The following is a 25771-nucleotide window of genomic DNA, read 5'->3' as shown; positions in this document are numbered from 1 at the left end:
TTCTCGCACTCTATTTCAATCTAACAAGAATAGTGTGGTGATGCAAATAATCCGTTTCAAGTGTTCGCTATCTACTTTAAGGTGTCCTCTTCCTTCCTGGGTCATTCACTCAGAAAATCTTTGTTGAAGCTTGTGTCCTGTTTTGAGTCAAAGGTTTTCTTCTTGTTCTTCCCTTTTATTCCTTGGGAGATGGAATCTTTCCCGAACTTTTCCTGAAGCTGTGATAAAACAGTGTAAAGTGGTTCCTTTTCTGCTACCTTTTTGTAAGAGAATAGGTCCAATTGTTCGGTTGCTTCACTCTTTTCCACTATATCCTGTGCGGTGACACCCAAAAGTCTTACGGGATCTCCATCCCAGTGCTTCAACAATAAGTCTTTAGCATAATGAAATAAATCTTCTTTTTTATATATCGGATTTTCCAGCTTCTTGCTTCTCGTAATGGTTTTTCTGAATTTATCCCTGATCATGAGCTGGATCGTCATCCCCAGAACGTCTTTCTGCTGCAGGCGTGACGACACTTTTGCACATAGTTTCTCTACAACCATTAATAGCTCGTGTTGGTTCGTTGTATCCTTTGGTAAAGTAGTGGAGTTTCCAACGCTTTTATAATCATAGATCGAATCAGGGTCCACGCTTCGCCTATCGATCCCGTTGGCACGTTCTTTGAGACGGAGACCATTGATTCCAAGCAGTGATTTCAGCTGTATATCATTGGCATGAGCGAGATCATCGCAGGTATGAATACCAAACGAATTGAGCTTTTCTGCGGTCTTCTGTCCAATGCCGTGCATCTCAATGACAGGAAGTGGCCAAAGCTTTTCAGGGATATCACGCTTTCTTAATACGGTGATTCCCATAGGTTTCTTCATGTCGGATGCAGTCTTGGCCAGGAATTTGTTAGGGGCCACCCCGATACTGCAGGGAAGATCGAGTTGACTTTTAATTTGGGATTGAATGTCTGACGCAATTTGTAACGGGGTGCCTTTTTCAAAGGAGTCCGTGATATCCAGATATCCCTCATCAATTGAGACAGGCTCCACTAATTCTGAATATTGTCTGAGGATATCAAATATTCCTTTGGAGGCTGCGCGGTAACGGTCAAAGTTAGGCGTCATGATAATGAGCTCTGGGCACAGTTTTTTGGCTTCCCAAAGAGGCATTGTCGTCTTCACTCCCAAGCTTCTCGCTTCGTAGCTGCATGTCACGATAATGCCTCGTCTCTCTTGGGGATTCCCGGCTATAGCCAATGGTTTGCCCCTCAATGTTGGGTCAAATGCCATTTCAACAGAGGCATAAAAGCTATTCATATCAACATGAAGGATCACTCGTCCGTTTTTTGGATAATGTGAGATCATTTAAATCGCGGCTTTCTTTGTCTAATTTTGATGTGTTTTTTGCTCGTTCACGTAATCCTTTATCTCTCTAATACCTTCTAAGCTCTCTACTAAAACATTGGGATCAATCTGGGTGATGAGCGAGTCTTCAAGATTGATGATTCCTGAGAAATAATTTGTTTTTGAATATGCAAGTAAACCTACGTTTGTAAAGGAGTCATCCGGTACTTCGAGAATTTCTTTCGCTTCCTTTACGACCAAACCGATCTGAATTGTTTCTGTGTGAACGACGAGTAGAAACATTCCTGTTTCTGCACCTGCACTCGTGTTATAAAGGATATTTGCTAAATCAAGGACAGGGATCAGCTCACCCCTGACTTTTACAAATCCCAGGACAAATGAAGGAAGATGAGGGATGGGCCTCACTTCTTCCACTCTTTCAATCGATACTACGTTCTCAATCGGTAGAGCATATTCCTCTTTTCCAGCATGAAATACAACTACTTTCGGCATTGTATAACGTCCCCTCTTAAAATTCTGATATGTTATGTATGCTTCTAATGTACCATATTTTAGAAAGGTTAGGTGAAAGAAGAAAATGTCCGCGTTCAAAGGGAGAACCTTTGAACGCGGACATTTGATTGTATCGACGAGCTGTCCAGCTACAGCGGCTAGAGGCTCGAGGTCATAAGTCAAACCTGCCAAAAAGGCAAAGGACGCCTTTCCGGCAGGTTCGGCTTATGCTTGTCGCCTCTGAGCAAGCCGCCTCCGCTTTTCTATTTGTCCAGCTCCGGCGGCTAGGCCTTCGAGGTCATAAGCTAAATCTGGCAAAAAGGCAAAGAACGCCTTTTCGCCAGATTCATCTTATGCTTGTCGGGCCTGATCAAGCCGCCTCCGCTTTTCTATTCTCCCGCTACTTCCTGAATGATCGCTACAACCATTTCAGAGAGCTTGTTCAGTTCTTCAACAGGCATTCTTTCACTCTTCGTGTGGATTTCTTCGTAGCCTACTGCCAGGTTGACTGTTGGTACTCCGAATCCTGCGATTACGTTTGCATCACTTCCGCCTCCGCTTGTCAGAAGTTCGCTTGGACGACCGATTTTCTTTGCGGCACGTTTCGCCACTTCTACTACTTCGTCACCGTCTTTGAACTTGAAGCCTGGATACATCACCTGTACTTCAACTTCCGCTTTTCCGCCCATTTCTTCTGCCACGGATTCAAATGCAGCTTTCATCTTTTCTACTTGTGCTTCCATTTTTTCAGGAACGAGTGAACGTGCTTCTGCAAGAATATCCGCTTGTTCGCATACGATATTCGTTGCTTTTCCACCTTCGAATCGTCCGATGTTCGCAGTCGTTTCTTCGTCGATGCGGCCAAGTGGCATTTTGGAAATCGCTTTAGCCGCAATCGTGATGGCAGAAACGCCTTTTTCAGGAGCTACACCGGCATGTGCAGTTTTTCCGTAAATCGTTGCTTTTACTTTTGCTTGTGTAGGGGCAGCCACAATGATATTTCCTACTTTGCCATCGCTATCAAGAGCGAAACCGTATTTCGCTTTTACCAGAGATGAATCCAGGGCTTTCGCTCCGACTAATCCTGATTCTTCCCCTACTGTGATGATGAACTGAATATCACCGTGAGATATATTGTTTTCTTTTAATACTCGAACAGATTCAAGCATCGTTGCAAGTCCCGCTTTATCATCGGCTCCAAGAATGGTTGTGCCGTCAGAGTAAATATAGCCATCTTCTTTAAGAGTTGGCTTAACCCCCTTTGCAGGAACAACTGTATCCATATGAGAAGTGAAGTAGATGGTATCTACGCCTTCTTTATTTCCTTTAAGAGTACAGATAAGGTTACCTGCACCATGACCGGTTTCACCCATCGTATCATCTTCGAATACGTCTACTCCAAGATCAGAGAATTTTTGTTTTAATACTTTTGCAATTTCAGCTTCTTCTTTCGTTTCTGAATCGATTTGAACCAATTCCATAAATTCATTTAGTAAACGTTCATGATTAATCATTTAGTAGACCTCCACAATATGTATTCACTTCTATAGTATAGCGTGAATAGCCTTGTTCAACAAATAGTACCTCTTTTACAATGGGATATTTCCATGCTTTTTCTTTGGTCGATCTTCCCGTTTATTTCTCATCATTTCCAATCCTTGAATCAATTTGATACGTGTTTCCCGAGGATCGATGACGTCATCGACCATTCCACGGGACGCCGCTACATATGGATTAGCGAATTTCTCACGGTATTCTTCTATTTTCTGCTCCCGAAGCTGTTCAGGATTCTCACTGGCTGCGATTTCCCTTGCAAAAATTATATTCGCAGCTCCCTGTGGACCCATGACGGCAATCTCTGCATTCGGCCAAGCAAACACCAGGTCAGCTCCGATGGATTTACTGTTGAGGGCAACATACGCCCCACCATATGCTTTTCTTAATATCACCGTCATTTTCGGGACCGTAGCTTCTGAATAGGCATATAGGATTTTCGCACCATGACGAATGATCCCTCCATGCTCCTGCTTGATGCCAGGGAAGAAGCCGGTTACATCTTCAAACGTGATTAACGGGATATTGAAGGAATCACAGAAACGGATAAAACGTGCAGCTTTGTCAGAGGAATCAATGTCCAGTCCTCCTGCCATGAATTTTGGCTGATTACAGACAAGTCCTACGACCTCTCCTTTGATTCGGGCCAGTCCTACGACGATATTTTTCGCAAATTCCTTTTGAACCTCCATAAAGCTGTCTTTATCCACAACTTCATTAATGACGGTGCGGACATCGTAGGGACGAATCGCATCAAAAGGAATAATATCTGTTAAATTAGCACGGTAATCATCTTCCTCATTCACGTCTAAACGAGGGGGCTTCTCTTCATTATTTTGAGGTAAATAAGCTAATAATTTCCGAACCTCCAGGAGAACATCTTCTTCGGTTTTCCCTCTGAAATGGGCATTCCCGCTAATGGAGTTATGGACCTTTGCCCCTCCTAAATCTTCAGAACTGATTTTTTCACCGGTGACGGTTTCGATTACTTTAGGTCCCGTGATGAACATTTGGCTTGTATCGTCCACCATAAATACAAAATCCGTGATGGCAGGTGAATAAACCGCTCCTCCCGCGCAAGGACCCATAATCACGGATATTTGTGGAATCACTCCGGAATAAATGGAGTTTCTATAGAAGATATGTCCGTATCCATCTAAAGAAACGACGCCTTCTTGAATTCTTGCACCACCTGAATCATTTAATCCAATGAAAGGCGCACCATTTTTGACTGCCAGATCCATGACATGTGAAATCTTCTTCGCATGCATTTCCCCCAATGCGCCGCCAAAAACCGTGAAATCCTGAGAAAATAAGTAGATGGGATTTCCGTTTACTTTCCCATAACCTGTAACGACTCCATCTCCTGGTCCTTGAACCCCGTCCAGTCCGAAGTCTGAACAGCGATGCTCAATGAATGGGTTAAGCTCGACAAAGCTGCCCGGATCCACTAAAATATCGATTCGTTCTCTGGCAGTCAATTTTCCTTTTTCGTGCTGCTTATCTATTTTTTTATCTCCGCCGCCTAATTCTACTTCTCTTCTGCGATCATACAATTCATTAATCTTTTCATAGATATCCATTATGTTACTCCCCTTTGATGTTTGATTTATCACATAGTTCATATAGTACACCGTGAGCCGACTTTGGATGCATGAAGGCAACAGCAGCCCCTAAAGCACCAGGTTTTGGTGTTTCGTTGATCATCCTGACTCCTTTGGCTTGCAGTTCCTTGATCCGTTCTTCAATTCCTTCAACACCAAAGGCAATATGATGAATGCCTTCTCCCTTTTTCTCAATGAATGTGGCAATCGGACTATCCTTATGTAGTGGTTCAAGTAACTCAAGCTTAATATTCCCACCATCAATAAATGCTACTTTCACACCTTGATTTCCCACTTCTTCGATCTTGACGAGTGAAAGCCCAAGAGTATCTTCGTAAAATGGAAGAACACTGTCTATTGATGATACTGCTATTCCGATATGGTCTACCTTTTTCATCCCTATCATCCCCCTGTTGTTTACATGTTCCACCCGTATAGTATTCGATAAACGGTGTCGAATTCCCTCCTAATACGGCGAATAATTAAAGCGTTTTCTTTTATGCCAATGGTTGTTTTCTCTCACTATTCACGATAAAATAGAGTTGAAAATCGCCTCTATAAGGTGAGATGAAGAATGGAGAGATACAATGGGTAATAAAAAATTACAAAAAATAATTGTATTTGTCATGTTGTTTGCGATGATTGCATCGACAATCATGGCGGGACTGACTTTCTTATTATAATAGAAAACAAAGGATCTGCTAATCGACCGGGTCGATTAGCAGATCCTTTTTATTTTATCGCACCATGTTCTTTTCCCAGCTGATGGAAGCTTTTGTTCGTTTTGACGACCAGCACTTTTGTTCCGACCGGCACCTGATCAAACAGATACTCAACATGTTTATTATGCATCCGAATACAACCATTTGATATATATTTCCCAATGCTTGAAGGTTGATTCGTACCATGGATTCCATAGATCCTTCCGTCTGTTCCCTTGGCGTCAAAGCCGATCCATCTCGATCCCAATGGATTCCTTGGATCTCCCCCAGGAATATTCTTCTTACGGTAATAAGGGTTCTTGGCTTTGACTGTTACATTAAATAGTCCTTCCGGGGTGAGGGTCGTCGTTTTCCCTGTTGCTACCGGAAATGTGCGCTGGATCTTTCCATCGTCGATATAGGCTAATTGATTGCTTTCCTTGTTCACGATAATAAACGGATCTCCGGGCAGTGGATTCCTGCCCAGTGGCCATATCGGAGAAGCGAACAAGATAATGGCAAGAAGTATACGCATCCTATCACCTTTTTCGTGTTTTAGGTGTAGTGTACTTCTCTTTGATCACTTTCATCCTTCTTTATTCCTTTAAACGAGCTTTTCAGTAGAAGATACTGTTCCATCTCCTGGACGAACTGATAAAGGGCTGCACGGGTTTCGAACTCTTCCCTCGTCTTCGGTAAATCCATTTGCTCGAACTCCACTTTCATATCGTACAATTTTTTCAGATAAAACAGGGCCGTGTTTCCCGGGTGTATGTGATCGCTAAGCTCATCCAGGAATTCTGCAATCCGATGTCCCTGCTCCACCGTTAATGAGATCGATGTCGCAATCGGTAAGATACGTTGTAGGATTTCGAACTGTTTTTCCCTCATTTTAAAATACAAATAATATAAGTTCTCATGACGTAAAAAGTGATTTTCAACATCTTTGAATGCTATTGTCTTCGCTTCTTTAAGTAATTGTTCTGTTTCAGTGATTTCTTTACCATCCCATTGGCTGTCATTTGTTCGCAGGTAGTTGATCATTTCACAAAAGATTTTATAGAAATTGGCTTCAATCTTTTCTTGATATTCGATCATCTTTTTATCTACACTCGGCATATAAAGGTTCATGATAAGAGCAATCCCGATCCCGATCACAATGATGCCTAATTCATTCTCGAAAAGCCCGGGGGTCACCTTACCTGCTGAATAAATATGTAAAATGATAACGGAACTGGTGACAATCCCTTCTTTGATATTCAGGGCTACCGTGATAGGAATGAACACAAGTAATAACAAGCCGATTACGGCAGGGTGATAGGCAATGAATTCAAAGAACGCAGCCGAAATCACCATGGCGATCACACAGGCCAGGAAACGGCTCCATGACGCATTCACCGATTTCTTCTTCGTGTTCTGAATGCAAAGAATCGTCAAAATGCCAGCAGATACAAAGTTATCCAGCTGGAACCACTGTGCAATGCTGATTGCAACTGCAGTGCCGATCCCAGTTTTAAGTGTTCGATACCCGATTCGAAACATTCATATTTCTCCTAACTCTTTCTTTATTAGCTTCTTTAGAATACCATAATTCCCCTTGAACATAAAAAAGGAGGATTAACGAAACTGTTCGCTAATCCTTCCATCGTTTACAGTATTTTCTCTAAGAATTCTTTTCCCCGGTCGCTTTGCGGGTTCGAGAAAAACGGAAGAGGCTCTCCTTCTTCCACGATCTTTCCATCATCCATGAATAAGACTCTGTCTGCCACCTCTCTGGCAAAGCCCATTTCATGGGTTACAATGATCATTGTCATCCCTGAATGAGCAAGTGACTTCATGACTTCCAGCACCTCTTTGACCATTTCAGGATCCAGTGCAGATGTCGGTTCGTCAAACAACATCACTTTCGGTTCCATGGCAAGTGCCCTTGCAATGGCTACACGCTGCTTTTGGCCACCTGATAAACGGTTAGGGTACTCATCACTTTTTTCTTTCAAACCGACTTTTGTTAGAAGGTCCGTCCCTAATTTTTTAGCTTCTGTTTTGTTTAGGCCCTTCACTTTCACTGGAGCGTAGATCACGTTTTCCAACGCTGTCATATGAGGAAAGAGATGAAAATGTTGAAATACCATGCCTATATCTTGTCTCACTTTGCTTATATTTTTGCCTTTCACAACAGCTTCTTCAAAGTATATCGATCCTGAAGTTGGTTCCTCTAAATAATTCAGGCAGCGGAGCAGAGTGGACTTCCCAGAACCGGAAGGACCGATCAATGCTACAACCTCCCCTTTTTCTACGGAGAAATAAATCCCTTTTAATACTTGAAGCTTACCAAACGACTTTGTAATCTTTTCTGCTTTAATCATTTCCACGTAGTCTCCCTTCCAGCGCTTTTCCCAATAAGGTTAGAACCAAGACAAGCACATAATAGATCAGTCCGGCAAATAATAGTGGTTCGAAAAAGGAATACAAATCACTACCTACCATATACGAACGTCTCATCACATCGGCGGCCCCGATAACAGTGACGATGGCAGATTCCTTCGTAAGGGTGATGAATTCGTTCATTAAGGCAGGCAATATGTTTTTAATGGCCTGAGGCAGGATCACATCTTTCATCATCAAACGATATGGAACCCCAAGGGCCATGGCCGCTTCCTTTTGCCCTTTATCCACTGCATTGATCCCCGCACGGATGATCTCGGAAATATAGGCAGCTGAATTAAGGGAAAAAGAAAGGATCGCTGCTGTATACGGTTCGATCTGAGTTCCAAAAAGCTGAGGCGAGCCATAAAAGATGATCATCAATTGCAGAACTAAAGGAGTCCCCCGAAAAACCGATGTATAAATATCTGCAAGTAATGTTAAAGGTTTGATGGAACTTATTTTACAAAGAGCAAGCAGAATACCGAATAGGAATCCAAGTATTCCTGCTAACCCGACAATTTTAAGAGTGACCTTCAATCCTTCCAAAATAAAAGGAATCGAAGGGATCAGTTGTTGAAAATCAAGTGGCATTGTATTCTCCTCCAATCGTGCTGTTAAATAGGAAGGGCTAACCGATGATGGGTTAGCCCTTCTATCAATCTACTGTTCTCCGTTAAACCACTTTTCAGCCAGTTTATCCAATTCTCCATTTTCCTCGAGCTTTTTCAATGCATCGTTGAATTCGCTTGTAAGCTCACTATCCTTTGGAAGTGCAACGGCAGAACCGGCTTCTTCTTCGTTCACGTCCATTGTATTTCCTTGAAGTTCTTTATTTTTATCCAAATACCCATTTGCTACGGTATTTTCGATGATAATGGCATCAAAACGTCCATTTTGCAGATCCTGTATCAGCTCAGGAATACGGTCACGGGTCTCTACTTTTAATGGGATGGATGTGGAAAGTTCTTCTGCAGCTTCCTGTTGGATGGAACCTAACTGAACGCCAACCGTTTTCCCATCAAGATCCTTTTCGCTTTCAATTCCGCTTTCTTTAGTTGAGATGATCATATCCTTGGCAGTGTAATAAACATCACTGAAGTCAACATTCTTTTGTCGTTCTGGGGTAGGGGTCATAGCTGAAAGCACAAAGTCCACCTGGCCGGTTTTAAGTGCTGAAATTAAACCGCTGAACTCCATATCTTTGATCTCGATTTCATACCCAAGTTCATCTGCCAGCATATGAGCCAAGTCAATGTCGTACCCGATAAATTCATCACTGTTTGCCGTATCGACGTATTCAAATGGTTTATAGTCCGCAGAGGTACCCATGATCAGTTTTTTTGATTCTCCTGAAGCGGTTCCTGCATTCTCTTCTCCTGCACCACACGCTGCAAGAGTAGTAGAAACGATTAATACTAATATTAGAGATAATATCTTTTTCAATGTAATTCCTCCTTGATTATAATGTATAAATATAATATATAATGTATATTAATTACTATATTCGTATTGTAGCAGAGATAAATTTTTATGCAATAGTTTTTATAATTATAGAAAAATGTTTATATTTTCTGAAAATTAATGTGCTTTTTATTAGATTTTTATAAGTTAGAGTAAATAGAGAAGGATAAATATTATTCAAATAATATGCATTGATAGTGGAATTGAGCGTCTCGAAACTTCTGGCTGTCACAATTGAGGGAAGTTTCACTAATAATTGAGAGGAATTGAGTATGGATCCTGTAAAAAAGGATCATTTTAATGAAGACTTTGGATATGGATAAAGGTTCTTGGCAATTTAAGGGCCATATTCCCCTTCATAATCCTTTATTGCGTCATTTCGGGAGGGAATTGCGTCATTATTTAATTTATTGCGTCGTTTTTCCATTATTTGCGTCATTTTAATAAGGAATTGCGTTTTTTGGTAAACAAAGGAATATGTCAACTCCCCACTTCCAACCAACATAAAAAACCCGTCAAGCTTCTCACTCTACCTGTGAGAAACCTGACGGGCTATTTTCATCTTACTTACACTTCTTCACAATACTGATCGAAGTACGATTGAATTTTGTTCACAACCGACATTGGGTCGTGACCTTCAATTTCATGTCTTTCTACCATCGTCAATAATTTTCCGTCTTTTAATAGAGCAAATGACGGTGAGGATGGCGGGTAACCTGTAAAGTAGCTGCGCGCTTTCGCTGTAGCTTCTTTATCCTGGCCAGCGAAAACCGTCACTAATTGATCCGGTCGTTTATCGTAGTGAATGGAATGAGCTGCTGCTGGGCGAGCGATTCCTCCTGCACAACCACAAACAGAGTTGATCATCACAAGTGTAGTACCTTCTTTAGCGAAAGCTTGATCTACTTCTTCTTCACTAGTTAATTGAGTATAACCGGCTTGTTCGATTTCTTGACGAGCCTGACGAACAACGTCGTTCATAAATAAGTTGAAATCTATATCCATACTTGAACTCTCCTTTTAATCGCTGACTTAATCATTCTCCATAAAAACAGGAAATTTGATGTACCACTATCATAACAATTTCAAACCATATCTTTCAATTAAAATTAACTAAACCATTCAATGAATTGCTCCTTTGTACAACTTTAGCAATTCTTCTACTGCCTGAGAAGTCGTAAAATCTCCTTCTTTCACTCGATTTTCCATATGAGGAAGGGAAGACTTTATGTTTTGGTGAAAAAAGAAGTCTGAGAGAACCCTTTCTTTCAACATCGTATGAAACCATTCCTGCTTTTGGAGAAGTCGTCTTTCTTCAAAGACGCCCTGTTCCTTTGTTTGCTTCTGGAACTGTTGAATCACATCCCACATTTCTTGTAATCCATCATTCTTTAAAGCTGAACAGGTATAAGCCTTTGAACTCCAGCCTTTTGTTGCTGGAGTGAGAAAGTGCAGGATTTGGTTCAGCTCTCTTTTGGTTTTCTCGGCGAGAAGCTTATTCTCTCCGTCGGCCTTATTGACAAGCAGAGCATCGGCAAGCTCCATGATTCCTTTTTTCATGCCTTGTAGCTCGTCCCCGGCGCCAGTGATGACAAGCAGGAGGAAGAAATCCACCATTTGTCTCACCATTACTTCACTTTGGCCAACCCCAACGGTTTCGATAATGATCAGGTCATATCCAGCCGCTTCGCATAAGAGGAGGGTTTCATTTGTCTTTCGATGAACCCCTCCCAGTGTACCGGCAGTGGGGGATGGCCTGACAAAGGCACGGCGATTTTTCGATAATTGTTCCATCCTTGTTTTATCCCCTAAAATACTCCCCCCGGAAATGGAGGAGCTTGGATCAATCGCAAGGACGGCAACCCGGAGTCCAGATTCGCATAACATTTCCCCGAAAGCTTCTATAAATGTACTTTTCCCCGCACCCGGTACACCAGTGATGCCGATCCGAAAGCTTTTTCCTGTATAAGGAAGGAGCTCTTGCAACAGTTCCTGTCCCTTGGCATAATGCTGCTCTGCATTGCTTTCAATCAGCGTGATGGCCTTCGCCAAGGAGCTACGGTCGCCATTCAAGACCCCGTCCTTTAATTCGGTAATCGATACAGATCCCTTTTTTTTCTTCACAAACCGCTTCTTTCGCCCTGAATCATGCTCTGCCATTATTCAGCCACTTCCTCATAACCCAGCACTTCATAAATTTCTTTGATGACTTTTTGTGCAGCAACGGGTATGATCGTCCCTGGTCCAAAAACGGCAGAGGCTCCGTTATTCAATAGGAAGTCATAATCCTTAGCCGGAATCACTCCACCAATGACAACGAGAATGTCTTCTCTGCCTAATTTCTTTAGTTCCGCTACCAATTGAGGCAGGAGTGTTTTATGTCCTGCGGCTAATGAACTTACACCGATGACATGAACGTCATTTTCGACTGCTTGCAGGGCCGTTTCTTCCGGCGTCTGGAACAATGGTCCGATATCCACATCAAAGCCAAGGTCTGCGAACGCCGTGCTAATCACCTTAGCACCTCTGTCATGACCGTCCTGTCCCATCTTCGCAATAAGGATACGCGGTCTTCTTCCTTCGTTTTCCAAAAACTCTCCTGTCATCTCTTTTACTACATTGATTTCTTGTTCATTTGAAAAATTCGAGCTGTACACCCCGCTTATACTTCTAATCGTCGCTTTATGTCGTCCTGAAACTTTTTCTATCGCATCGGATATTTCTCCTAATGTGGCACGTGCCCTCGCTGCTTCAACCGCTTTCTCAAGGAGATTCCCTTCCCCTGTTTCTGCTGCATGGGTTAATGCTTGAAGGGCTTCGATCACTCTCTCTTGATTTCTTTCTTCTTTAAGCTTTCGGATTCGTTCTACTTGTTTTTGTCTTACAACCGTATTATCGATATCCAATGTTTCAATCGGGTCTTCCTTGTCGAGGCGATATTTATTTACGCCAATAATCGCTTCGTCTCCTGAATCAATCATCGCCTGCCTTCTGGCAGCCGCTTCCTCGATCCGCATTTTCGGCAATCCGGTTTCAATCGCCTTCGTCATGCCGCCAAGCTCTTCAATTTCTTCAATGTGCTCCCATGCCTTTTCCATCAGCTGATCGGTTAAGGATTCAACATAATGGGATCCTGCCCATGGATCAATCACCTTCGTAATACCGGTTTCCTCTTGAAGATACAGCTGTGTATTACGGGCGATCCGCGCTGAAAAGTCTGTCGGCAGGGCAATCGCTTCGTCCAGTGCATTGGTATGAAGGGATTGTGTGTGGCCCATGGCTGCTGCATGCGCCTCAAGTAACGTACGAATGACATTATTATAAGGATCCTGCTCCGTTAGACTCCACCCGGATGTTTGGGAGTGAGTCCTTAACGCCATGGATTTAGGATTCTGAGGGTCGAATGTTTTCATCATTCTTGCCCAAATCCTTCTTGCCGCTCTCATTTTGGCTACTTCCATGAAATAATTCATGCCGATGGCCCAGAAGAATGATAATCTCGGTGCAAATGAGTCGATATCGATTCCTGCCTGCAAACCAGTCCGAACATACTCAAGACCATCCGCCAATGTATAAGCTAACTCAATATCGGCAGGTGCTCCCGCTTCCTGCATGTGATACCCGGAAATACTGATGCTATTAAACTTAGGCATATGTTTGGACGTATACTCAAAGATATCGGCAATGATCTTCATGGATGTTTCAGGAGGATAAATATATGTGTTTCGAACCATATACTCTTTCAAAATATCATTTTGAATCGTACCGGACAGCTTATCCTGTGAAACACCTTGTTCTTCTGCCGTCACGATATAAAACGCAAGGATGGGTAATACCGCTCCGTTCATTGTCATGGAAACAGACATTTGATCAAGAGGAATCCCATCAAACAAAATCTTCATATCCAGAATCGAATCAATGGCTACTCCCGCTTTCCCTACATCCCCCACTACCCGCGGATGATCGGAATCATAACCGCGATGAGTGGCTAAGTCAAAAGCGACAGACAGTCCTTTCTGCCCCATACTTAAATTTCTTCTATAGAACGCATTGCTTTCTTCTGCTGTTGAAAATCCTGCATACTGCCGTACCGTCCAAGGACGATTCACATACATGGTTGGGTACGGTCCCCTTGTATATGGAGCCAAACCTGGGAGGTCTTCTCCATGATTCTTAGAGTCCTGTTCTGAATAAAGAGACTTAATGACAATCTTCTCATTCGTTTCATATGTGTCGCCCGATAGAGGAATACCTTTCATTCTACCTTCGTTCGAATAGGGGTTGATTTGCTGCCAATCAGGCTTTGTCATTTTCTGTTCCCTCCTCCCAGATGGTTAATAGCTCATCGACTTTTTCAAGTATATTTTGTTTGTTGTAAACGGAACCGTTTAAGCCGTTACCAAACCACTCACCTTTATGCTTATCTGGAATTTGCCCAGCTATGTCAATGACAATGGCAGGATCTATATGATGAATCGATTCTATCAGCATAGTGAGTTTGTCTTGATACTCTTCATCCTTCCCACAAACCACATAGTACGGATAGCGGGTTTCCTCTACGAATTGAAGAACCTCTTCCTTAGAGAAGCACTCTTTACTCTGACTTGCATGAATGCCCCCAGCAGCTAGAAAGCCTTTCACAAAATCTGCACGGGGCTTATATGTTTTTAGATCGCCTAATCCAATAAGACCTGCAACTGGTTTTGTTTTCAAATTCTGGGCTCTTCCCCTTAATCTTTCAAAAGGAAGGGATAATCTGTCCGGCCCGGTTAAAGGAAGAGCGGGAAGTGTCTCATCCAGATTCGCATAGATATTCGTCCCGATCATCGAGTTTTTTCTTGTGGCTAAATCATGAATACGCGACTCTCTCACTCTATTTATTTTTTCATATATGGAACCATTTTTCAGACAGGCAAGAATTCCCCCGTCACCTTCAACGTCTTGAAATTCCTTCCATGATAGCTTCCCTATTTCTTCTGATAACCATTCCACATAATAAGAACCGCCTCCAGGGTCCACCACTTTATCCAAGTGAGCTTCTTCACCGAGGATCAGTTGAGTATTCCGGGCAATTCTTTCAGAAAATGCGTTCACTTCCCCACTCACTTCATTAAAGGGAGAAACGACAAGATAGTCTACTCCTGCAAGAATCGCAGAAAATGCTTCTCCACCCCCGCGGAGCATATTGACATATGAATCGAGCGTGGATTTATTATATTGAGACGTTTCTGCACTGGTGCTGATGGATTGTGCAATGATATCATCTGATAGCCCATAAGAAGATAATACCTCTTGCCATAATTTCTTGAAGGCCCGGATTTTGGCTACTTCCATAAAGAAATGGCTTCCGACTGAAAAGTGAAAATGCATTTTCTCAGCAATTCTAGCGATGGACCAGCCTTTTTCCTGCAGTACTTCAATATAAGAGACCCCTTCACTAAGGGCATAAGCCAATTCCTGTGTGGCACTCGCTCCTTTATTATGATACGATGCAGAATTGATAATAATCGACTTTACACCCGGAAGGTGCTTGTCTGCTTCTTCTACAACCTCTAACCAGTTCCCTATTTCAGGCCCATCTGTAAATGCACTCTCGGAAATAGGGTCGAATCCTATGACACCGATGATTTCCTTCAGTTCAGGTATATCCTTCATGCGCTGAATGGAGGATGCCGTATTCTTTTCAATGACAAATATAGGAGCATGGTACTCTGTTACTTCTTTGATAAAATGATCGAAGCCATCCGTTATGTCTAATTCTCCAACTGCAAATGAAAGACAGTTTTGCCCCCGGGATAATGCGTCCTTCATTGCTGATGCAAGTTCTTCCCATGATCCCCTTTTTATTGGTTGAGCAATAAACCACTTCGGAGTACGCTCCATTCTTCTTTTGACATCTGGGATATAGGCTCTCACCCTATCCCGTTCTGGTACATCTTTCGCTGTATATAACGGTTTAAGTTCAATATTTTCATAGGTTTTTGTATGTAAAGAACGAATCCCTTTCCCCTTTAACGCTTTTTCAGCTGCTTCCTGCCATTCTGTAAGTGTTCGTCGACTGAATGATTGTTCTTTCATATCACTAAGCTTCATAATACCCCTCTTTCAACCTGCATTTTTGTAATCGTTTACATATTCACTTGAAGAATTTCACTAAACTAGTAGGAGTGCGCATTGAAAATTCGAAATGTTTATACTAATACTATTTTAGTATATAAAAAAAATCGTATTTCTTCAATGTATCTGGAAGATGTGTACAAAAAGAAAGAAAAGTCGACGTGGTCGACTCTTCTCCCATTAAGCTCTATTTTTTTGTATTGATATACAATTTACCTTCTGCACGTTTCGTCGTTACATTTCCGTAATCATCGGAAATTTTCACTTCAATCAGGGCCCCAGGTGCTTTTACGTTTGAAGTGGCCGTATAGTAACCAACGTAATGACCTTCAGATGTTTCCATCATTGGCAGCTCATTGGCGTTTGTTACTTGCGTTCGTGTATTTGTCAGTGGCATTTGGATAACAAACGTTGCTTCTAATCCAGGCTCACTGTCAAATTCAATTTTCACAGATTCACCACTTTTCAGATAAATATCTTCATCCGGAAGGAGATTGTTAATGGAAATGTCACCAAATTTAGCGAAAACTGTCACGCTTTGTTTCTTTTTATTTCCCGCTTTATCCTTCGCTACGACCTGGATGATATTTTCACCTTCATTCAGAAGCAATCTGTGAGTGAACTCACCATCGCTAACTGAAGCTTTCTCTCCGTTAACTTTCACCCATGCGAGGTTATCATCGACGATCGTTCCTTCTACAGTGATGGCCTCACGATTAGTTTTCATTCCTTCTTTCGGAGACGTGATGGCAAGCTCAGGCTTCACTTGATCAAGGGTGATGGTTACAGGCTCAGATGGCCCTGTCATACCTTGTTCGGTTGCTGCTTTCGCTGTTATCGTATTCTCTCCATCGTGTAAAGAAACATCTGCGGAGAATGTGCCATCTTCCATTGTTTCTGCTGTTACCACTTCCTCGTCACCATTAAAGAGATGAACCGTTGTGGTTGGAGCAGAAGTCCCTTCAACCGTAACCGTTTCCGTATTCGTGAATGATCCACCTTTTGGTGATGTGATGACTGGTGCAGTGACTTCATAATTCACCGTTGCACGAATCATGTAGTTCCCTTCATCTTCTGGAGATGGCGACCATGCTCCTCCAACAAATTGCCAGCTTCTTGCGGCATTTTCCCCATCTTCATCTGTTCCAAGTCCTGGTGCATTCGGATTTGGAGCTGATTGAATGTAAACCATGTAGAAATCGCCGTCCACCATGATGCCATGCTGGCTTAAATCTACATGTGTCCATTCACCATTACGTAAAGCAGTTCCATCAAATGGACCGGCTATTTTCTTACCAGGCGCTCCGTCAGGACCTGATGCATCATAAACAGCGACCTGGAATTCCGTCCCTCCTGGTACAGGCCATTCTGTATCCCAGAAGCGGAATAGTCCACCTGTCACCAAAGCTGTATCATTCCCATCTTCCAAGGACATTTTTACAGCCCAGCCGTTTCCTGCATCATAGAATGCACGGGCGTTTTCGGCTGTACCATCATCGTACCCGATCTCACCTGGATATCCGATGAATGGTTCTAATGAAATGTCAGCATTTGTTACTTCTCCGCCTTCAACCGTCACACTCACTTCCTTACTATAGTAGTAAGGGGCAACCACTTTGAGCGTGTACTCACCTTCATATGCCTCTAGTTCATACTCACCATTTTCGTTCGTTTCTACCGGCTCTACTACAGCGTCTTCCAGTAAGAAGACAGTAGCTCCCTCAACCGGTTCTCCAGAGATTTCATTTGTGACTGTTCCAGTAATATTCCCTTGAGGAATCTCTTCGAGTGTAAAATTGGCACTAGACGTTTGATCTGCTTCAATCGTTACACTTTGTGTTTGAGATCTGAAACCATAGGTTGAAGCTTGCAGTGTAAAGTCACCTGCTGCATGCGTCATTTCGTATGATCCATTTGCAGGGTTTGTATACACAGAACGGCCTGTTTCCAGGACACTCACTTCTGCTTGAAGCGGAAGTAATACCGGTGCCGCTTTGTCTTCTATAGGTGCTTCTTTCGTTACTTTTTTAGCCAAATTGATTTTATTCGGATTCACACTTGCTTTCTTTGAAACAGACGATGATGTCTCGTCCTTTGATTTCAATCCAAGGTTCATCTTTTTAGCTGGAAGAATCGTCTCTCCACTTAGTTTCACATCATCGACGTACCACCCTTGTTTCACTACACTTCCATCTGTTGCAACATTGAAAGCGACGTAGATTCGCTGACCGGCATATTGACTTAGATCCACTTCTCCGTCAATCCAGCCTTCCGTATTTCCATTTACACGAAGCGCCTGTGTCCACGTTTCACCGTCAGTGGATACAAAGACATGCCCGTAGTCATAGTTTCTTTCAAGCTCGTGCCACTGCTTGAATTGCAAGAAGCTATCGCCTTCTGGTAAATCAATCGGAGGCATTTGCAAGGACATATTGGCTCTGTTGGCATACGTACCATCCAGGCTCGTTGCATATACGTTTTCACCTGAAGCAGCGTTTCCTGGTCCATTTGCAGGTGCGCCCCACTCCCAGCTGTTCTCTTGGCCATATGAGGTCCAACCAGAAGGGGAAGACTCAAAGTCCTGTTCGTATCCGACTGTGATTCCTGGAAGAAGAGTGACAGAATAAGCATCCGTTTCTACTTCATTTCCACCAAAGTCCATTGCGACCCATTTGTAGGTAACACTATCTCCTGTCAGTGCTTCTCCGGGAATGGTCGCTTCATAGGTTCCTGATTTATAGTCACCTGCAGATCTTGTTGCTTCAACAGATTCCCATGCGCCATCCTGATTTTGATAATGTAATGAAGCATTTGTTACGCTCACATTATCACTTACTTCCGCTTGTAGTGGCAAACTCATTCTTTCAAATGCTTCTTCGGGGGCTTCATGACTGATTACTGGAGCTTCAGTGTCATCCCCTTCTTTAGAAACCTGCCCTTCAACTTTTCCAATTCCGCTCATTACGGATGAAACGGCATCAAATGCGTTAACTAATCCATGACCATATCCATTGTTAGGCGTTTCAGGGAAAGTACCGTCAGTCAATGGAACAGCAGTTGACATTAAGATTTCTTCCAATTCGTCAACCGTCAAACTTGCATCCACTTGTCTCAACAATGCTGCAACTGCAGAGACGTGAGGACCCGCCATTGATGTACCATTCCATCCGCCTTCGTAGTTACTTCCTGGTACTGAAGAGCGAATATTCACTCCCGGTGCGGATATTTCAGGTTTAACTTCCTCGTAAGGAGAAGGACCTTGTAGTGAGAAACTTCCAAGGTTGTCATTAATATCAGTTGCGCCCGTTGCAAATGACTCAGGGTAATTTGCAGGATTAGCGATTGAACCCGGGCCACCAGGATTAAATAATGTTGTATTACCTGCAGAAAACTCAGGGAATATTTCGGCCGCTCTCCAGGCATTCACCATATCCCGGTACCACTCGTCAAGACCGGCACCGCCACCCCATGAGTTATTGACAACATCTGGAGCCATTTCCGGATGCGGGTTGCCCTCAGCATCCTTAGGAGCAAGAATCCATTCTCCCGCTTCTAATAAATCAACATCTGTTCCTCCATTAGCCGTGAATGCTTTGACAGCAATCCACTTTGCACCTGGAGCGACTCCAATCTGATTGCTTCCGTCAGGCTCAGACCCAACCATTGTACCCGTAACATGGGTACCATGACCTTGATCATCATATGGTGCACCTTGACCGGCAGTGGCATCAAACCAGCTAAACTCATGATCAGGTGTATCAGGATTTTGAGGGTCATACCCTCTGTATTTTTCCATTAATGCCGGATGGTTCCATTGAACACCTGTATCAATCGATGCTACAACGGTTCCTGCTCCATCAATTCCCATATCCCAAACCGCCGGTGCACCCACTCGGTCGATATTCCATTCAATGGAGGCAGGGCTGTTTTGAACTTCTTTTTCTGCAACATTTGCAGCTGAACCTTCAGCTTTTGCCGGTTGAATGAGTTGACGCGTTTCATTCGGTAAGATTTTCTCAACTTCAGCAAATGTTGAAATTTTATCCATTACCTCTTTTGTGGAAGTAACGGCCATTCCATTTACAACATAGAAGTCTTTTATTTCTTTTACTGCACCGGACTTCTTCTGTTTCGTTAAGTATTCTTTCACTTCTGCTTGAGATTCAAGGGCTGTGGCACGAAGCTCGGAAACGACCATATTTCGTTTCAGTAATTTTTTGCTGTTAGCGGACAGCTTCTGCTTTTTCGCTTTTTCAGTCGCCTTCTTAGCTACAGCTTCTGTATCCAGCTGCTCCTTGAACTTCACTAAGTATGTGACGTGCTTATCTTTCTTGAATTGATCCTGCAGTTTCGTTGTGATCTTTGATTGTGGACTTATTTTTGCTGTTTCGTTTGCTGAAGTGGATGGTTTTTCTTTGGCTGGTGCTGATTGTGAGGTATTCGCTGCCCCTGCATTGAATGGAAACATTAACGGGACAAACATTACTAAGGTGAGTACAATGGATAACCATCTTGCCTTACGCTTTCTACCTGTCATTTAATTCCCTCCCACTAATTTTTGAATTCCTTCAGTAAATCCGACACCTCCTTGCTTCACCCACTTGGTAAAAAGTAGATGTTAAACCAAAGATAACCAATTATGATGTAAAATGTTGTAAGTTTATGTCGGATTAAATCTGAATATTCAGAAATTAATAGAAAAGTCACATGTACTCTCTTTGAGCGTATGTACATAGTAATAAAATGAATATAACTAGAGGAATATTATGGGTACTAAAGAACTTTTCATAGGGTAAAAGGATGGAGTATTTCTACTTTTTTCATTTAAGCAAGAAATAATTGAGCTAGAAGACACAGGAGAATACTTTTACATATCGGCACTTGAAAAACGTCCTATAAGTGGTTTAATAAATCATTTCAGAATATTCTTCCAGGAATATTCTACCTGAATTTCCCGGATGGTTCAGTCTATCATTAAATTTTTATAAACCATTCTATCTAGAAATAAATAATAATAAGGACTAACCACCCAGGGTCAGTCCTTATAACGATTAATATACAGATGTATTTTCTTTTGAAGTGTTTTCTAAGATTTCTTTAACACGCTGTAAGAATCTTCCGCAAACCAGACCATCCAGAACACGGTGATCAAGTGACATACATAAGTTCACCATATCTCGAACTGCGATCATTCCGTTGTTCATGACAACCGGACGTTTCACAATCGATTCTACTTGAAGGATTGCTGCTTGTGGGTAATTGATGATGCCCATCGATTGTACTGAACCAAATGACCCGGTATTGTTAACAGTAAATGTGCCTCCCTGCATATCTTGGGATGTCAATTTACCGCTTCGAACTTTTCCGGCAAGCTCAGTGATTTCTCTGGCAATTCCTTTGATCGTTTTTTCGTCTGCATTTTTAATCACAGGCACATACAATGCATCGTCTGTAGCTACTGCAATGGAAAGATTGATGTCTTTCTTCTGCACAATCTTATCCCCAGCCCACATAGAGTTGATTTGTGGATATTCTTTTAGGGCTTGGGCAACAGCTTTCACGAAAAATGCGAAGAAAGTAAGATTAAAGCCTTCACGCTGCTTGAATTCTGTCTTAAGTGAATTTCTGTAGTCTACCAGGTTGGTTACATCCACTTCCATCATGGTCCATGCATGTGGAGCTTCATGTTTACTGCGTACCATGTTGGATGCAATCGCTTTGCGGATCCCTGAAACCGGGATCTCAATATCACCAGGGACGACAGGAACGTTCGCTGCAGCTGTTTGTTGTTTAGCCGGTTGCTCCGGTGCCGATTCTTTCACAGCTTGTTGTGGTGCCTGTGCTTCAGCTTTAGGTGCAGGTGCTTCTCCCGCTTTCGGGATAGAACCTGATTCAATGATCTTCTTTAGGTCCTTACGAGTGATACGACCACCGTTCCCAGTGCCTTCCACCTGGTTCAGATCGATATCATGCTCTTGAGATAGTTTTAATACGGCTGGAGAATACCTGGCTTTATTTCCACTATCTTTGTTTGGAGCTTTTGGCTTAGCTGGAGCCGATCCTTTTGCTTCCTCTTTAGGCTCTTCTTTCGGAGCTTCTTCAGCAGGTGCCGAACCTCCACCTTCAACTTCAATCGAACAAATGATTTCCCCGACTTCAAGAGTGTCTCCTTCTTCAGCAATTAATTCTTTAATTGTACCGGTGAAGGATGACGGTACTTCTGCATTTACTTTATCTGTTTGAACTTCTGCAATCGGATCATATTTATTGACGGTATCACCGGGTGACACCAACCATTTACTAATTGTACCTTCTGTAACACTTTCCCCTAGCTGAGGCATTTTCATATTTTCAATACCCATGAGGAACCCTCCTTACTGTGCGTTTAATTGATATTCAATGTGTTTAAAATTCTGCAAGTTCACGCATTGCTTTTTCTACTTTGTCCGGGTTAATCATAAAGTATTTTTCCATTGTCGGAGCATACGGCATTGCAGGAACGTCAGGACCAGCAAGGCGTTTGATAGGAGCATCAAGCTCGAATAAACAGTTTTCAGCAATAATCGCAGAAACCTCACCCATGATGCTTCCCTCTTTATTGTCTTCTGTCACCAGGAGCACTTTACCTGTTTTAGAAGCTGCTTCAATGATCGCTTCTTTATCTAATGGATAAATCGTACGTAAATCCAGGATGTGCGCTTCAATTCCGTCTTGAGCAAGCTTTTCCGCTGCTTGAAGAGCAAAGTGAACACACAGACCATATGTGATCACTGTGATGTCCTCTCCTTCACGCTTCACGTCTGCTTTCCCGATTGGAAGAGTGTAGTCATCCTCAGGCACTTCACCTTTGATCAAGCGATAAGCACGTTTATGCTCAAAGAATAATACCGGATCTTCATCACGAATAGCCGCTTTCAGTAAGCCCTTCACATCATAAGGAGTAGATGGCATGACAATTTTCAATCCTGGTTGATTAGCGAACACAGCCTCTACCGATTGTGAATGATATAGAGCCCCATGAACTCCTCCACCGTAAGGAGCACGAATAACCATCGGACAACTCCAATCATTATTCGAACGGTAACGTATACGTGCTGCTTCAGAAATGATTTGGTTAACTGCCGGCATAATGAAATCAGCAAATTGCATTTCAGCAATTGGTCTCATACCATACATGGCAGCTCCGATTCCAACTCCAGCGATAGCCGATTCTGCAAGCGGGGTATCAATGACACGCTCTTCTCCAAATTGATCATACAATCCGTGAGTCGCTTTGAATACTCCACCTTTTTTCCCGACATCTTCTCCAAGAACGAATACTTTTTCATCACGTTCCATTTCTTCTCTTATTGCCATCGTTACGGCATCAATATATGAAATTACTGGCATGATTGAATTCCCCCTTACTTCTCTTCTGCATAAACATACTTCATCGCTGATTCTGCTTCAGCATATGGAGCATTTTCTGCATAATCCGTTGCTTCGTTCACGAGCTTCATAACACGATCATTGATTTCTTTCTCAATGTCATCGTTCATAACGCCTGTTTCTTTCAGGTAAGCACCAAACGTGATGATTGGATCGTTTGTTTTCGCTTTCGCTACTTCATCTGGAGAACGATAGCTTCTGTCATCATCATCCGAGGAGTGAGGAGTTAAACGATACGAAACCGTTTCAACCAGAGTTGGCCCTTCTCCACGACGACCACGATCTGCTGCTTCCTTGACAGCTTTATATACTTCGATTGGATCATTTCCATCAACCGTGATTCCCGGCATACCGTACCCAATGGCACGATCGGACACTTTCTCACATGCTAATTGCTTTTCGATTGGAACAGAAATCGCATATTTGTTGTTTTCACACATGAAAATAACAGGAAGTTTATGTACACCAGCAAAGTTTGCTCCTTCATGGAAATCTCCCTGGTTGGACGATCCTTCCCCGAATGTCACAAACGTTACAACGTCTTTCTTCTCCATTTTCCCGGCAAGGGCGATACCAACCGCATGTGGCACTTGAGTGGTTACAGGAGATGAACCCGTTACGATATTATTTTTCTTTTGCCCAAAGTGACCAGGCATCTGACGTCCACCCGAGTTTGGATCTTCTGCTTTCGCAAAACCTGATAACATCAATTCTTTAGCCGTCATCCCGAATGTTAATACCACTCCCATGTCACGGTAGTACGGAAGAACATAATCCTTTTCACGATCTAAAGCGAATGCAGCACCAACTTGAGCCGCTTCCTGACCTTGACATGAAATAACAAATGGGATTTTACCCGAACGGTTCAGTAACCACATACGCTCATCAATTTTTCTGGCAAGGAGCATGGTTTCATACATTTCTAATACTTTCTCATTGGAAAGTCCTAACTCTTCATGACGATTTTCTGCCATTTTGTTTACCTCCTACACAATCTAATGGTTGGAAAGGTAGAGAGGATCTCTACCTTATAATATTTTTTGTTGAAGACGGCCAAAAAAGCCATATACGCTTTTCTATTTGTCCAGCTGCGCCTCCTTGGCCCTCGAGGTCACAATGGATAAATCCCATAAGGCAAAGTACGCCTTTTGGGATTTCCCCATTGTGCTTGTCGGGCCAGAACAGTCGGCTTCTCTTTTCTATGAGTGAATCGCTTTTCCATCAACAGCCAATGCGGCTTCTCCGATCGCTTCTGAAAGGGATGGATGAGGGTGGATGGTGTGCGCGATTTCCCAAGGGGTTGCGTCCAATACTTTAGCAAGTCCCGCTTCTGAAATCATGTCCGTTACATGCGGACCAATCATGTGTACACCTAGAATGTCATCAGTGTCTTTGTCAGCTATAATTTTGACAAATCCATCAGATTCTCCATATACGAGTGCTTTTCCGATTGCTCTGAAGCTGAATTTACCAGTCTTCAGGTTATATCCCTTTTCTTTCGCTTCCTGCTCCGTAATCCCTACGCTTGCAATTTCGGGATTACTATAGATGCATTTTGAAATGAGGGAATAGTCAATAGGATGAGGCTTCTCATTCGCCATATGTTCCACTGCTGTGATTCCTTCGTGAGAAGCAACGTGAGCTAATTGAAGACCACCGATGACATCTCCGATCGCGTAAATATGAGACTCTTTTGTTTGGAAGAAATCATTCACTTCAATAAAGCCTTTTTCAACTTTAATATCTGTGTTCTCTAAGCCAATGCCTTCAACATTCGCTTGTCTACCAACTGATACAAGGATTTTTTCTGCAGTAAAGGATTTTTCTTCTCCTTTATGCTCAGCTTTAATGGTCACCTCTCCGTCCCCTTTTTCTAAGGATTCAGGAAGCACTTTTGCACTTGTCACAATTTTGACGCCTTTTTTCTTCATTAAGCGCTGCATTTCTTTAGAAATCTCATGGTCTTCGGTTGGGACGATTTTATCAGCGTATTCCACCACGGTTACCTCTACATCAAAGTCAGACAGCATGGAAGCCCACTCAATACCGATGACCCCTCCGCCGACGATGATGATCGATTTAGGAAGAGCTTCAAGTGAAAGCGCTTCATCTGAGGATAATACGTATTCTCCATCAATATCTAGTCCCGGTAATGAACGGGGTCTGGAACCTGTTGCAACGATCACATTCTTAGGGATCAACATAGCATTATCTTCCCCGTTGTTCATTTCAACCGAAATTGTCCCAGGCATCGGAGAGAAAATCGAAGGTCCTAAAATGCGTCCAAGTCCTTCAAATACATCGATCTTGCCTTGTTTCATCAAGTGTTGAACACCTTTGTGAAGCTGTTCAACGATCCCGTCTTTTCTAGATTGAACTTTTGTGAAATCTAATTCTACCCCATTGATTTTCACACCGAAATCTTCACTGTGTTTAGCTGTAGCATATACTTCAGCACTGCGAAGAAGAGCTTTACTGGGTATACATCCTTTGTGTAAGCATGTCCCCCCCAGTTTTCCTTTTTCAACGATTGCTGTTTTTAATCCAAGTTGAGAAGCACGAATGGCGGCTACATAGCCACCTGTGCCTCCCCCTAGAATGACTAAATCATATTCTTCTGCCAATCTTGAGT

At 42.7% G+C, this 25771-nt stretch carries 20 protein-coding genes; 1 reads left to right on the top strand and 19 read right to left on the bottom strand.

Translation table 11 applies throughout. The features are described 5' to 3' along the window. Nucleotides 1–101 precede the first annotated feature (101 nt). The 5 genes from ACFQWC_RS02905 to mce form a co-directional block, all read right to left on the bottom strand. Nucleotides 102–1355, bottom strand: a complete 1254-nt coding sequence (locus ACFQWC_RS02905) for a DNA polymerase IV (RefSeq protein WP_299738233.1) — start codon at nucleotides 1353–1355, stop codon at nucleotides 102–104. 21 nt (nucleotides 1356–1376) lie between these two features. Beyond that, a complete protein-coding gene (locus ACFQWC_RS02900) occupies nucleotides 1377–1847 on the bottom strand; it encodes a chemotaxis protein CheW (protein WP_299738235.1) in 471 nt (156 codons plus the stop codon). Nucleotides 1848–2236: 389 nt separating this feature from the next. Beyond that, nucleotides 2237–3361, bottom strand: a complete 1125-nt coding sequence (locus ACFQWC_RS02895) for a tripeptidase T (protein WP_299738237.1) — start codon at nucleotides 3359–3361, stop codon at nucleotides 2237–2239. 75 nt (nucleotides 3362–3436) lie between these two features. Then, complete coding sequence (locus ACFQWC_RS02890) at nucleotides 3437–4984, bottom strand: acyl-CoA carboxylase subunit beta (protein ID WP_299738239.1); 1548 nt, start codon at nucleotides 4982–4984, stop codon at nucleotides 3437–3439. A gap of 4 nt (nucleotides 4985–4988) precedes the next feature. Further along, nucleotides 4989–5402: a methylmalonyl-CoA epimerase gene (gene mce, locus ACFQWC_RS02885; RefSeq protein WP_299738240.1), complete on the bottom strand. Its 414-nt coding sequence runs from the start codon at nucleotides 5400–5402 to the stop codon at nucleotides 4989–4991. Nucleotides 5403–5592: 190 nt separating this feature from the next. Between mce and prli42 the strand changes: the two genes are divergently transcribed. Beyond that, nucleotides 5593–5688, top strand: a complete 96-nt coding sequence (gene prli42 / locus ACFQWC_RS02880; RefSeq protein ID WP_148969555.1) for a stressosome-associated protein Prli42 — start codon at nucleotides 5593–5595, stop codon at nucleotides 5686–5688. Nucleotides 5689–5737: 49 nt separating this feature from the next. On the opposite strand, the gene ACFQWC_RS02875 is transcribed toward prli42, so the two are convergent. From ACFQWC_RS02875 to lpdA, 14 genes are all read right to left on the bottom strand, one after another. Next, nucleotides 5738–6241, bottom strand: coding sequence for a L,D-transpeptidase (locus tag ACFQWC_RS02875; protein WP_299738245.1), 504 nt, complete (start codon nucleotides 6239–6241; stop codon nucleotides 5738–5740). 20 nt (nucleotides 6242–6261) lie between these two features. Next, complete coding sequence (locus tag ACFQWC_RS02870) at nucleotides 6262–7248, bottom strand: aromatic acid exporter family protein (protein ID WP_299738247.1); 987 nt, start codon at nucleotides 7246–7248, stop codon at nucleotides 6262–6264. Nucleotides 7249–7355: 107 nt separating this feature from the next. Continuing rightward, a complete protein-coding gene (locus ACFQWC_RS02865; protein ID WP_377105996.1) occupies nucleotides 7356–8072 on the bottom strand; it encodes an amino acid ABC transporter ATP-binding protein in 717 nt (238 codons plus the stop codon). After that, a complete protein-coding gene (locus tag ACFQWC_RS02860; RefSeq protein ID WP_377105994.1) occupies nucleotides 8065–8724 on the bottom strand; it encodes an amino acid ABC transporter permease in 660 nt (219 codons plus the stop codon). The genes ACFQWC_RS02865 and ACFQWC_RS02860 overlap by 8 nt, the downstream gene beginning before the upstream one ends. Nucleotides 8725–8793: 69 nt before the next feature. Further along, the gene (locus ACFQWC_RS02855; RefSeq protein ID WP_377105992.1) at nucleotides 8794–9576 is read right to left on the bottom strand and encodes a transporter substrate-binding domain-containing protein; all 783 of its coding nucleotides are present in this window, start codon (nucleotides 9574–9576) and stop codon (nucleotides 8794–8796) included. A 585-nt stretch (nucleotides 9577–10161) separates the two neighbouring features. Then, nucleotides 10162–10599, bottom strand: a complete 438-nt coding sequence (locus ACFQWC_RS02850; RefSeq protein ID WP_341356575.1) for a BrxA/BrxB family bacilliredoxin — start codon at nucleotides 10597–10599, stop codon at nucleotides 10162–10164. Between the two features lie 117 nt (nucleotides 10600–10716). Then, nucleotides 10717–11754: a methylmalonyl Co-A mutase-associated GTPase MeaB gene (meaB, locus tag ACFQWC_RS02845; RefSeq protein ID WP_299738258.1), complete on the bottom strand. Its 1038-nt coding sequence runs from the start codon at nucleotides 11752–11754 to the stop codon at nucleotides 10717–10719. After that, nucleotides 11754–13853 carry a methylmalonyl-CoA mutase gene (gene scpA / locus ACFQWC_RS02840; RefSeq protein ID WP_377107220.1) on the bottom strand — a complete coding sequence of 700 codons (2100 nt, stop codon included), beginning with the start codon at nucleotides 13851–13853 and terminating at the stop codon, nucleotides 11754–11756. Before scpA ends, meaB begins: the two co-directional genes overlap by 1 nt. Before the next feature lie 37 nt (nucleotides 13854–13890). Then, nucleotides 13891–15687, bottom strand: coding sequence for a methylmalonyl-CoA mutase family protein (locus ACFQWC_RS02835; protein WP_299738260.1), 1797 nt, complete (start codon nucleotides 15685–15687; stop codon nucleotides 13891–13893). A gap of 211 nt (nucleotides 15688–15898) precedes the next feature. After that, entirely contained in the window at nucleotides 15899–20248 is a 4350-nt protein-coding gene (locus ACFQWC_RS02830; RefSeq protein ID WP_377105989.1) for a S8 family serine peptidase, read from the bottom strand. A gap of 514 nt (nucleotides 20249–20762) precedes the next feature. After that, complete coding sequence (locus tag ACFQWC_RS02825; RefSeq protein WP_299738264.1) at nucleotides 20763–22073, bottom strand: dihydrolipoamide acetyltransferase family protein; 1311 nt, start codon at nucleotides 22071–22073, stop codon at nucleotides 20763–20765. Nucleotides 22074–22116: 43 nt separating this feature from the next. Next, complete coding sequence (locus tag ACFQWC_RS02820; RefSeq protein ID WP_299738265.1) at nucleotides 22117–23100, bottom strand: alpha-ketoacid dehydrogenase subunit beta; 984 nt, start codon at nucleotides 23098–23100, stop codon at nucleotides 22117–22119. A gap of 14 nt (nucleotides 23101–23114) precedes the next feature. Beyond that, a complete protein-coding gene (locus ACFQWC_RS02815) occupies nucleotides 23115–24113 on the bottom strand; it encodes a thiamine pyrophosphate-dependent dehydrogenase E1 component subunit alpha (RefSeq protein WP_299738267.1) in 999 nt (332 codons plus the stop codon). 225 nt (nucleotides 24114–24338) lie between these two features. Further along, nucleotides 24339–25763, bottom strand: coding sequence for a dihydrolipoyl dehydrogenase (lpdA, locus tag ACFQWC_RS02810; RefSeq protein WP_299738269.1), 1425 nt, complete (start codon nucleotides 25761–25763; stop codon nucleotides 24339–24341). Between the last annotated feature and the right edge of the window lie 8 nt (nucleotides 25764–25771).

Source organism: Rossellomorea sp. GCM10028870 (assembly GCF_042666755.1).
Lineage (GTDB): Bacteria > Bacillota > Bacilli > Bacillales > Bacillaceae_B > Rossellomorea.
The sequence above is the reverse complement of the archived record's forward strand: the minus strand, read 5'-3'. Positions and strand labels throughout refer to the sequence as shown.

Bases quoted from the DNA above. Each gene is read 5' to 3' on its own strand.
- ACFQWC_RS02815 (WP_299738267.1), bottom strand. From the start codon at position 24,113: ATGGCAGAAAATCGTCATGAAGAGTTAGGACTTTCCAATGAGAAAGTA.
- ACFQWC_RS02835 (WP_299738260.1), bottom strand. From the start codon at position 15,687: ATGAAGCTTAGTGATATGAAAGAACAATCATTCAGTCGACGAACACTT.
- ACFQWC_RS02850 (WP_341356575.1), bottom strand. From the start codon at position 10,599: ATGGATATAGATTTCAACTTATTTATGAACGACGTTGTTCGTCAGGCT.
- ACFQWC_RS02895 (WP_299738237.1), bottom strand. From the start codon at position 3,361: ATGATTAATCATGAACGTTTACTAAATGAATTTATGGAATTGGTTCAA.
- ACFQWC_RS02820 (WP_299738265.1), bottom strand. From the start codon at position 23,100: ATGCCAGTAATTTCATATATTGATGCCGTAACGATGGCAATAAGAGAA.
- ACFQWC_RS02825 (WP_299738264.1), bottom strand. From the start codon at position 22,073: ATGGGTATTGAAAATATGAAAATGCCTCAGCTAGGGGAAAGTGTTACA.
- scpA (WP_377107220.1), bottom strand. From the start codon at position 13,853: ATGAAAGGTATTCCTCTATCGGGCGACACATATGAAACGAATGAGAAG.
- ACFQWC_RS02865 (WP_377105996.1), bottom strand. From the start codon at position 8,072: ATGATTAAAGCAGAAAAGATTACAAAGTCGTTTGGTAAGCTTCAAGTA.
- ACFQWC_RS02890 (WP_299738239.1), bottom strand. From the start codon at position 4,984: ATGGATATCTATGAAAAGATTAATGAATTGTATGATCGCAGAAGAGAA.
- ACFQWC_RS02830 (WP_377105989.1), bottom strand. From the start codon at position 20,248: ATGACAGGTAGAAAGCGTAAGGCAAGATGGTTATCCATTGTACTCACC.
- ACFQWC_RS02905 (WP_299738233.1), bottom strand. From the start codon at position 1,355: ATGATCTCACATTATCCAAAAAACGGACGAGTGATCCTTCATGTTGAT.
- ACFQWC_RS02875 (WP_299738245.1), bottom strand. From the start codon at position 6,241: ATGCGTATACTTCTTGCCATTATCTTGTTCGCTTCTCCGATATGGCCA.
- prli42 (WP_148969555.1), top strand. From the start codon at position 5,593: ATGGGTAATAAAAAATTACAAAAAATAATTGTATTTGTCATGTTGTTT.
- ACFQWC_RS02900 (WP_299738235.1), bottom strand. From the start codon at position 1,847: ATGCCGAAAGTAGTTGTATTTCATGCTGGAAAAGAGGAATATGCTCTA.
- ACFQWC_RS02860 (WP_377105994.1), bottom strand. From the start codon at position 8,724: ATGCCACTTGATTTTCAACAACTGATCCCTTCGATTCCTTTTATTTTG.
- mce (WP_299738240.1), bottom strand. From the start codon at position 5,402: ATGAAAAAGGTAGACCATATCGGAATAGCAGTATCATCAATAGACAGT.
- ACFQWC_RS02870 (WP_299738247.1), bottom strand. From the start codon at position 7,248: ATGTTTCGAATCGGGTATCGAACACTTAAAACTGGGATCGGCACTGCA.
- meaB (WP_299738258.1), bottom strand. From the start codon at position 11,754: ATGGCAGAGCATGATTCAGGGCGAAAGAAGCGGTTTGTGAAGAAAAAA.